Source organism: Chlorobium phaeovibrioides, assembly GCF_003968655.1.
GTDB lineage: Bacteria > Bacteroidota > Chlorobiia > Chlorobiales > Chlorobiaceae > Chlorobium > Chlorobium phaeovibrioides.
The window spans coordinates 103,106-111,579 of record NZ_RXYK01000006.1 but is presented as its reverse complement, the minus strand read 5'-3'; the positions used below and the strand labels follow the sequence as shown (position 1 = coordinate 111,579).

General features: G+C 52.0%; 11 protein-coding genes, 2 pseudogenes and 1 riboswitch. Of the genes and pseudogenes, 11 read left to right on the top strand and 2 right to left on the bottom strand.

What is annotated here, in order from left to right:
- From EKD02_RS05720 to EKD02_RS05690, 7 genes and pseudogenes are all read left to right on the top strand, one after another.
- On the top strand, nt 1–289 hold a 289-nt coding region (locus EKD02_RS05720; RefSeq protein ID WP_148102965.1), incomplete at its 5' end, for a helix-turn-helix domain-containing protein.
- A 24-nt stretch (nt 290–313) separates the two neighbouring features.
- Nucleotides 314–419: riboswitch (SAM-I-IV-variant riboswitch) on the top strand.
- Nucleotides 420–489: 70 nt separating this feature from the next.
- Nucleotides 490–720, top strand: a complete 231-nt coding sequence (locus tag EKD02_RS05715) for a hypothetical protein (RefSeq protein WP_126384433.1) — start codon at nt 490–492, stop codon at nt 718–720.
- Nucleotides 717–2,207: an ADP-ribosylglycohydrolase family protein gene (locus EKD02_RS05710; protein WP_126384430.1), complete on the top strand. Its 1,491-nt coding sequence runs from the start codon at nt 717–719 to the stop codon at nt 2,205–2,207. Before EKD02_RS05715 ends, EKD02_RS05710 begins: the two co-directional genes overlap by 4 nt.
- Nucleotides 2,208–2,289: 82 nt before the next feature.
- Entirely contained in the window at nt 2,290–2,784 is a 495-nt protein-coding gene (locus EKD02_RS05705; RefSeq protein ID WP_126384427.1) for a hypothetical protein, read from the top strand.
- Nucleotides 2,785–3,287: 503 nt separating this feature from the next.
- Nucleotides 3,288–3,566, top strand: a pseudogene (locus EKD02_RS05700) (integrase core domain-containing protein); the annotation flags it as partial.
- Between the two features lie 269 nt (nt 3,567–3,835).
- Nucleotides 3,836–4,450, top strand: a complete 615-nt coding sequence (locus EKD02_RS05695) for a hypothetical protein (RefSeq protein ID WP_126384421.1) — start codon at nt 3,836–3,838, stop codon at nt 4,448–4,450.
- A gap of 296 nt (nt 4,451–4,746) precedes the next feature.
- Nucleotides 4,747–4,995 (top strand): hypothetical protein, encoded by a 249-nt coding sequence (locus tag EKD02_RS05690; RefSeq protein ID WP_126384418.1) that lies wholly within the window; start codon nt 4,747–4,749, stop codon nt 4,993–4,995.
- Nucleotides 4,996–5,083: 88 nt separating this feature from the next.
- Here the strand turns inward: EKD02_RS05690 and EKD02_RS05685 are convergent, their stop codons facing one another.
- Nucleotides 5,084–6,055: an LEM-3-like GIY-YIG domain-containing protein gene (locus EKD02_RS05685; RefSeq protein WP_126384415.1), complete on the bottom strand. Its 972-nt coding sequence runs from the start codon at nt 6,053–6,055 to the stop codon at nt 5,084–5,086.
- Between EKD02_RS05685 and EKD02_RS10010 the strand changes: the two genes are divergently transcribed.
- Nucleotides 6,054–6,200 carry a hypothetical protein gene (locus EKD02_RS10010; protein WP_185805701.1) on the top strand — a complete coding sequence of 49 codons (147 nt, stop codon included), beginning with the start codon at nt 6,054–6,056 and terminating at the stop codon, nt 6,198–6,200. The genes EKD02_RS05685 and EKD02_RS10010 overlap by 2 nt on opposite strands.
- 27 nt (nt 6,201–6,227) lie before the next feature.
- A pseudogene (locus EKD02_RS05680) lies at nt 6,228–6,482 on the top strand (hypothetical protein); the annotation flags it as partial.
- Between the two features lie 74 nt (nt 6,483–6,556).
- On the opposite strand, the gene EKD02_RS05675 reads toward EKD02_RS05680, so the two are convergent.
- Nucleotides 6,557–7,063, bottom strand: a complete 507-nt coding sequence (locus EKD02_RS05675) for a type III secretion system chaperone family protein (RefSeq protein WP_126384409.1) — start codon at nt 7,061–7,063, stop codon at nt 6,557–6,559.
- Nucleotides 7,064–7,218: 155 nt separating this feature from the next.
- Between EKD02_RS05675 and EKD02_RS05670 the strand changes: the two genes are divergently transcribed.
- A complete protein-coding gene (locus tag EKD02_RS05670) occupies nt 7,219–7,818 on the top strand; it encodes a PH domain-containing protein (RefSeq protein ID WP_244924407.1) in 600 nt (199 codons plus the stop codon).
- A gap of 79 nt (nt 7,819–7,897) precedes the next feature.
- Entirely contained in the window at nt 7,898–8,473 is a 576-nt protein-coding gene (locus EKD02_RS05665) for a hypothetical protein (RefSeq protein WP_126384406.1), read from the top strand.
- Nucleotide 8,474: the final 1 nt, after the last annotated feature.

Sequence of the window (8,474 nt, the reverse complement as noted above, 5' to 3'; positions counted from 1 at the left end):
CTACTACGGTGTCTACCGTATGTGGGAATGGCTGGTAAAGGACAAAGGCTACAAGGTCAACATCAAGCGGGTCAGACACCTCTGCCGCTTGATGGGGTTGGAGGCCATAGGACCCAAACCGAACACATCGAAACCGCCCCCCCCCATTACTCTCCCAATTAATCTCCTCCAGCTGCGCATCATCCTCCAGCGCAATGCTCCCACTCACCGCCTGCAGCTCCTTCTAAAACATCGCGCGTTCTCCCCCCTGACCCCCGCCCCAGTGATCCGCTGTAATAAATTTTTGTAGTTGAAGCAGATCCTCTGTATATTACAGCAACATCAGGAGTGACCCCAATGCGGGGTCCGCCAACCGAGCCGAAGGCCGCGGTGGCAAGCAGCACAGCAGATGTGCCCGAAAGGGAAAACGCTGAAAACCGCATGATGTTCTTGCGGTTTTTCCATTTTCCGGACTCCTGGTGGCATTTCGCAACCTAAACGGAGACCGTCATGATCACCAGATTACCCAACACCCCCACCGGGGAGGCGCTTCTGAAAAGATGCTCCACGCCTGTAAGAAAATTGACCCCGGAAGAAGTGTCAGCCAAGCTCGGCGGAGGCGTTATTATTTTCGATCCCTACGCGTGGATTTCCCCCCCTGACAAAAAGCCGTTGCCAAAACCCAAGGGTTCGTCGCTGCCGGAGGGGACAAAGGCGAAGAAAAAAGGAGGTGGGAAATGATAGGAGCGATAGCCGGAGATATCATAGGCTCAGTGTATGAACACCGGCCTATCAAGACGAAGGAATTCCCCCTGTTCCATCCCGCATGCCGGTTCACCGACGATACGGTGCTCAGCGTTGCAGTGGCGGAAGCCATCCTGACGGATTGCGATTACCAGAGGGCACTTCTCTCCTTCGGGCGCCGTTACCCCCACGCCGGGTACGGGGAGGATTTTTCAAAATGGCTCCGTTCCAGCAGCCCCTATCCCTACAACAGCTGGGGGAACGGTTCGGCCATGCGGGCGGTGGCGGTAGGGTTTGCGTTCGATACTGAAGACGAGGCGCTCGAGGAGGCCCGCCAAAGTGCCATCGTCACCCACAACCACCCCCAGGGAATAAAGGGAGCGCAGGCAACTGCGCTTGCTGTTCTGATGGCGCGCAAAGGGGAGCAGAAAGAAGTTATCCGTATGAGGATGATGGATCTGTTCCACTATGATCTTTACAGAAGTGTGGATGAAATCAGAAAGGAGTACTCGTTCGACATCTCCTGTCCGGGCACGGTGCCGGAGGCCATCATCTCCGCCCTCGACTCGACGGACTGGGAGGATGCAGTGCGAAGCGCCGTGTCGCTCGGCGGCGACAGCGATACTCTTGCCTGCATAGCCGGAGCGGTAGCAGAGGCGCTCTACGGTGGGGTCCCACAGGATATCCAGAAGAGGGCGCTTGAGATGCTGCCCACAGACCTGAAGGATGTTCTCGTCCGGTTTGCCAGTTGCTCTGAGTTTCCGAAAGGCCGTCCGCTTCTGAATACTGTACTGTATCCCGATCCTGACAGCCTGTACAACCACGCACTGTCATTGTCGTACGAATACGCTATGCAGCGGAGAATGGAAGATGATCTCCTCTCAGTGCAAGGCGAAGAGGGCAGTGTCGGCAGAGAGAGCGAAACAAGTCTGTACTGGAGAGCGGTACGGCTTTTCAAGCAGCTCGTGCCGGCTGCCCGGGGATGGTCTATGGATGAGATTGCTCATAAGCCTGAATGCACCGGGGTGCTTGAGGCGATATGCGAGGAGCTCGGCAGCGGGAGAGACAGGGATTCAAGGGGGTTCGGCCGGAAGGGCGAAGCAGCGGGCCTTGTCGAGTACCTGTTTCTGGAAACACTGTCCGGAATGCTCAGCGGGGACGAGCCGAACCTCGGTGGGTACCATGAGGTGAAGCTGGTCAACGGGAAACTGAAGCTGTTCACCTTCCCTGAAGCAGTCAGGATACACTGGCCGACAAGAGAGGCTCGGTATGGGAAGCGGTTCGGTGAACTCCCTGTGTGGGTCTATGATCTGCATCCCCAATTGCGCATAGATCTTGTCCGTTTCAGTCTTGAAATCAGTCTTGCCCTGCCGGACAGCCTGCCGGAGTTCCTGAAGGGCAATCCCCCGTTCAGGCAGCGGCGCCCTGTCTTCCCTGCACTCGTCGCTTTTGAGGCGGCAACGAGCGGATGTACAGGGAACTGAATGAGGTAAGCATATCAACCGCCCGGCGGGGGTCCTCGTTCAGGGGACGCCCTCATCAATCAATAACAACAAAGAACAGATCATGAAAACAAAGAAAGACAAGACAAAAGACACACCAGCCGTAAACGCCGGTGAAATGACGATCATCACCGCACTCGACATGTACAATGACGGGCTGGAGTCGTTCAGGGAAAAAACGCAGAAGGAGAAGTGGGTGGTTGCCATTGAGGGATACTGGAGGGAGGGCATGTATCATAATGGCTATATCTCCTATTACATCCAGGAGTATGCTCCGGGAAGCTGGGCGATGAAAACAGTCTCACGCAACACCATGCTGGACGATGTCACTGAAGAGGATGTAGAGGAGGGGCGGCTGAACGACGACCAGGCACAGGCACTATGGGACCGTACCCTCGAAGAGGCTCAGAATGACCGCTGCGACGACATCGTGGCCGTTGCCCTGGGGGTAGCTGAGGGAATGCCGATAAAAGAGGTTGCCGAAAAGCTCTACGCTGCTGCAATGCGGGCAGAATGCCCGCATGTGAGGGAAGTCAATGGCGGGCTTATGATGAGCTAATAGAGGCTATTGAAATCATAGCGACCCATTCAATAGCCGCAACCATTATTGGATGGTTACGGAAACAACACACAAGAACACAAATAAAACGCCACATGTCACCATAGATACATCGGCTCACACTGACAGCTTACAAGAGATGACTCACCGCTGGTTAATGGGGTTGAGTGGGAGAGCGGGTATTGTCCTTTACAGAAACAAGAGGCTGTTGCTATCCAGGGAGTGCGAAAACCGGTTAAGGGCTTAGATACTCCCTTTATACCTTTTGCGTGAAGTCACGAAATTGGTGTACCTCAATGCTCGGATCTCAACGGAATAGCTGGCGCCAAGATGTGGGCACCCCCGCCTTAGTGACGACGAAACAGTTACTTAAGCTGCTAATGACGGGGTGACGCTGGATTTGAAAACCGGGGGCCTTAATGCACTCGCCTCCATTGTCGCCGACCAAAACAAAAGGTCGCACCGGCAACGCGGGTGCTGCGAGGGCTCAGTCCCTCTCCTGAAACAACATTTTTGTTGAGCGCCTCTGGCGCAGTGTCAAACATGAGGACTTGTACGCGAAGGGATACGGATCCCCGGCAGAATTACAGCAGGGATTAACGGAGTATTTTGTAGATTACAACAGTGTGCGTTCACATCAGTCTCTGGACTACAGCACTCCGGATGAAGTGTATCGTTCAGGCCAAGGCGGCGGGGCCCACATCATTGACAAGTACCGGCTCAAGAACGAGCCACAGGAAGAGTTAAATGAACAAGAGGGGCAGCGCCTTTCTGCTGCATAAACAGCAGGTTGCCAACTTAAACTCAGGCCCTTTTTGTCTTATAGGACGGGGTCCACTAAAAACTGTTGCGGCGGAGTTGCTGATCGATGTACTGAATGCGAATCAGCGGGGGTCTCGACTGCTTCATGCTGCTATCATTTCTTGATTGGTGAAAATAGTCAGGAAAACGTGATGATCCTGACCCTGCGACAGCTTTTGTCCTACCCTTGATCTTATTATTGAAATAAACCCTTTTCCTCGCTAAAAAAACTGACTGGATCAAAATTTCAATGATGAACAACAACGCGATAACCCTTGAAGCGCTTAAAGCGCTTATTGAGACGACTGAAATGCCGGTAATCCTTCTGGAAGGGCGCCGTTCCATTCCTGAAGAGGAGTATGAGATGGCCGTTGCTGTTGCAGGGTTTCTTGCAGCAAAGTTTCCAAAAGTACGGTTCCGTTCAGGGAACGCTACCGGTTCCGACGAGGCCTTTTCAAAAGGTATTGCAGCCGTTGATTCATCCCGCCTGCAGGTCGTTGCTCCCTACAGAAACCACCGAAAAAAGGCACGATTTGAGGGTGCTGCTTACCAGTATCCTGAGGTGCTTTCACCTGATCAGGTTGAGCAAATCGTAGCCAAAACCATTTTTGCCTCGCCAAAATGCTCATCATTAATGGGGCAGCTTGGGAAAACCGGTCAACTTGCCGCAAAAGCCGACTATTTGCTCCGGGATACGATGAAGGTTGTCGGCTTTTCAGATGAGTTTCCAAAAGCCACTGCTGCACTTTTTTATGTCGATCCGGCCTCGCCAATGGATGGCGGCACAGGTCATACCATTCGTGTCTGCCAGAAAGAAGGCGTTCCAGTGGTGTTTCAGCATGAGTGGGCGCAATGGATATCGTAGATGTTCTTTTCGTAACTTTAATTTTCATTAATACTTATATTATATCGTCATTCTCATAAGTGAGGAAAAGACCGAGGAATATGTATCAAAGAACCGGGGTGCCCTATGTGTTAACATAGATGTCGCGTCCAACAAGGAGGCGACATCTATGTTAACACATAGGGCGCCCTCTACACGCGCCCTCAGGCTGCAGGGAGCATGGGGCGGCCGGCAACCGGTACTCCGGAGCCGGATGCGCCCGATGCGACAGCCTCGCTCGGAGCGCGGAGTGCGGGATCCGGCCTCGGGCGCCAAAAATGCTTCCATCGTCTGAAGAGCTTCGCTGCGGTGCCGGAGCGGAGGACCTGGGGGCGCCAGCCCCAGGTCCGAAGCGGAGGCGGGGTCTTCCCCGCGAAGGGAGGCAGCCTAACGGCTGCCGTCCGGAGCTCTTCTCTGCGGAAGCCGGGCCGCGAAACAGCCCCGGCCCTGAGCTTGCGGGCTCTGTCCGTCTTGATGGAGCCCTGTCCGCCCTGCCGCTTCAGCCAGCCACCTGTCTCATCCGTTAATGCGCGGAAAGGAGGTGCGGCATATCAAGCAGATTTCCTGAACGGTCACTTCGATTTTCTCAGACGAGCGTTCGACGCTGCAACGCATCTAACAATTCAAATACCTTATTGGATATGCCGCACCTTTGGTGAAAATCTTAGCGACAGACTTGTAGTTGAGGTTCTCGCGGACTTGCTTTTCTGCACGACAGCCATCAAAGCCCCAACGAGTTCTTCCTTTTACTTCAACCTCAAACCAGCGATCAATCTTATACACTTCACGCGTTAATCCACGATATGCAGCTATTGCATATTGGGCTTTTTCTTTTCTATTACCAAGAACCCAAGATTTCCTAGTGGCATCGTAAAGCTCGTCTTCCTTCATTTCACGTCGATATAGCTTATTAATATTTATAAGTATTGAAGGAATATCGGTTGATAGTTTTTCAGCATCATATCTTGCAGAAATCTCCTCTACTGTTAAGATCCCATAATCATTTGAATGATGCCCACCTTGAAGGTTTAACAGGTTTTTCCGACCTACAAAGTCTATCAATGAAGCCTCAATTTCAAATGCTACATCCTCCTTAAGGCCATGCCTTAATATGTAGTGTCTTGGTTTTTTTCCAGTATCAATAATTTTTCGGATAGTATCTAACTTTTCAGTTCCGCCATCTGTCTCAATTGCACACTTTAGATGACTAAACACACGATTACCGTTACCTTTTCCGACATAAAAAACATCACCAGTATCTGGGTCTTCAAGAAAGTAAACGTAGTAATCAAGTTTTTCAATAGCTCTTTGGCTAAACATACCTCTCTCCTTTTTTAAGTTATAACCGGCGTGATTTTTGGATGATGTCGCGAAACGGATTTCCAATAAACTACAGCCCGCTTCCGGTTGTTTGATTTGCTGACTGTACATTTTACGAAGTTTCTGCTGCTCTCCCAATACTCTTTTTCTTTCAGCGATAATCCCTGCGGCAAGGTCCTGATGCATCTGTTCCGGGGTCACATATCCGATGCGTGAATGGTAGTGTTCCGTGTTATACCAGCGGAAATACTCCCCGAAAAAGTCCATGACAACTCCTTCATTCAAGTGCGAAAACCTGCCCGGATATACCGGTACCCGCTTGAGACTGCTGAAGAACGACTCGATGTCGGGTAACGGCGGCGCATTGCTACGCCACCGTTACCCGACGCTGAGTCGCTGTTCAAGACGATGAAGTACTAGTGTCACCTATCCGAATGCCTTCAATACGCTTGAAGATGCCCGCCGCTGGATGGGCGACTTCGTGCACTGGTACAACAACACCAAGCACATGCACTCATCGATCGGTTATGTGACACCGCACCAGATGCGATACGGTCATGCAAGTGCGATCTTTGAGCAGCGGAATGCAACCTTACAGCGAGCCAGGGAGCTCAATCCGGAACGCTGGGGAGCAAGGCCTGCAAGAACGTGGGAGATCAACCGGGAAGTGGTGCTGAACCCGGCTGAAAAGTGAATGTTTTTTTTCAAAAAAATGCGACATCTTCGTTGACATTGTCCGCCGCCTTAGCAATTGTAATAAGTCAATGCTCATAAGTCCTCCTCCCTGTCCCTGCGGGACTTCTCCATCTCCTCTTTTTTATCGTACTCCTCCCGTATGGACTCATAGGTCCTGCGAGTAAGTGCCACCGCCGCAATCTGCGAGATATGTTTTCTGAAAAGGGTTTGTCCACTACCGAACATATTGAGAAGCATGGCAGGGGAAGGATTGATGTCTTCGGTATCAAGAACCTCACGGTACTGGATCCTTCCGCTATCCGTAAGGATTAGCCGGCCCTGATAGGAGAAATGTTCGTTAATGTAATTGAACAGCAAACACGCATCCACGGACTTGCCTTCAATAACATTGAAAGAGGTATACAGACGAAAGGTCAGAAGATCGATATCCTTCTTCGCCTCCACATAAATGTCGAATATCTGGTTCTGGATGCCAATGTGTGTTGCTAGACTGCTATCGCCCGTCTCCAGGTCAAGCTCGACATTGTCATCCCATTCAAGCTCTTCCACAAACCCTTCTATTACTTTGACCAGTTCCATGGCAGCCTCCTCCGTGTGTATTCATATCAGTTGATAAGTGGCAGTCATTAGGGCAGAAAAGAATCCATGTAAACCCACTGTCTTTCGTGAGTAATCCACTATCTTTCTTCTGCACCCTCATTTTTCAGCCGCCATACATCAAGGTAACGCCGTATATGGGACAATGGCTGTCCAATGCCGTGGAATTCCACGGGCCGGCTGAACGGCACGGGGTGCTGAAAGGATGCTTTTACTCAAACCCGGAGACCCTCATGGGATATGTCGACAAAAACATGATGGAAGGTGAAGTCCTGTATGCCAGTGGCCGCCTGCACTGGATCATCTTTTCCAAAGCCATCGCGTTCTCTGCTGCAGCGGCCGTCCTGCTGCTCTTCGCACTTGCCCTCCACATGGGCGAAAATCAGGATACAGCGCAAGGGACCTTCACTCTTGGGTTCATCAGTCTCCTTCCGGCAATCTGGTACGGCATTGAGGCCTTGATCCGCCGGCAGTCAACCGAACTTGCCGTCACTTCAAAACGGGTGATCGCAAAGTTCGGGTTCATACGCCGGAGCACTATTGAAATCAACCACAGCAAAGTTGAGAGCTTCCATGTGGACCAGAGCGTGCTTGGCCGTATGCTCGGGTTCGGAACTCTGAACATCAACGGCACGGGTGGCGGCATCACCCCCATACCCAACATCACCGATCCACTGGGGTTCCGCCGTCGGGCAATTGAGGCTATTGACGATTCACAAAAAAGAAGCAGCGCCTGAAGGCGGGTTGGACAGTCTTTGTCCCATACGCTGACGCATATTGTATCCAGAACCCCTTAACACAAGACTGGAGAGGATTATGGGACTGGACATACATGAGCTGCTTACGACAATGGCCGGAGAAAAACCGGAAAACAACACGAGGCGTGACGCGGTCCGCGAGTTGGCGCGCAGCTGGAGCCGTGACCCCGCAATGCTGGAATGGATGGCACAGCGCAGGGAGTTTGAGTGCGAGCCATTTGTAAGAAAGCTGGCGGAACAGGAACTATCCCTCTCGGATGAGGTGATGGGAGGAACCCTGGCATGGCTGATGAGAAGAGCATTTTTTGACGCACAGGAACGGGTACGGCGCGACGCACTCATCGAAATCTTACGGGGGTGGGGGCACCGCCCCAAGGTAAAAACCTGGGTAGTGGCGATGACTGAAGAGGCGGAAAATCTCCATATCCGCGAAACCCTGCTTGAGCATACGATGATGATGGAACATCTGGATAAAAGCACCCGGAAGGCGGCAGAGAAAAAACTGGCATCATCAAAGGCGGAACGCAGACGCCACAGTAACCTTGAAGACGGGATTGGCACAACCGGCACCGCCATCGAAACGGAAAAGGGGGGTACGGCATCCCCTACAGAACTTTTATTCTCGAACAACTGAC

What these genes read in the sequence shown, in the direction of transcription:
- EKD02_RS05715 (WP_126384433.1), top strand. Translation starts at nt 490, where the DNA reads ATGATCACCAGATTACCCAACACCCCCACCGGGGAGGCGCTTCTGAAA.
- EKD02_RS05710 (WP_126384430.1), top strand. Translation starts at nt 717, where the DNA reads ATGATAGGAGCGATAGCCGGAGATATCATAGGCTCAGTGTATGAACAC.
- EKD02_RS05705 (WP_126384427.1), top strand. Translation starts at nt 2,290, where the DNA reads ATGAAAACAAAGAAAGACAAGACAAAAGACACACCAGCCGTAAACGCC.
- EKD02_RS05695 (WP_126384421.1), top strand. Translation starts at nt 3,836, where the DNA reads ATGATGAACAACAACGCGATAACCCTTGAAGCGCTTAAAGCGCTTATT.
- EKD02_RS05690 (WP_126384418.1), top strand. Translation starts at nt 4,747, where the DNA reads ATGCTTCCATCGTCTGAAGAGCTTCGCTGCGGTGCCGGAGCGGAGGAC.
- EKD02_RS10010 (WP_185805701.1), top strand. Translation starts at nt 6,054, where the DNA reads ATGACAACTCCTTCATTCAAGTGCGAAAACCTGCCCGGATATACCGGT.
- EKD02_RS05685 (WP_126384415.1), bottom strand. Translation starts at nt 6,055, where the DNA reads ATGGACTTTTTCGGGGAGTATTTCCGCTGGTATAACACGGAACACTAC.
- EKD02_RS05675 (WP_126384409.1), bottom strand. Translation starts at nt 7,063, where the DNA reads ATGGAACTGGTCAAAGTAATAGAAGGGTTTGTGGAAGAGCTTGAATGG.
- EKD02_RS05670 (WP_244924407.1), top strand. Translation starts at nt 7,219, where the DNA reads ATGGGACAATGGCTGTCCAATGCCGTGGAATTCCACGGGCCGGCTGAA.
- EKD02_RS05665 (WP_126384406.1), top strand. Translation starts at nt 7,898, where the DNA reads ATGGGACTGGACATACATGAGCTGCTTACGACAATGGCCGGAGAAAAA.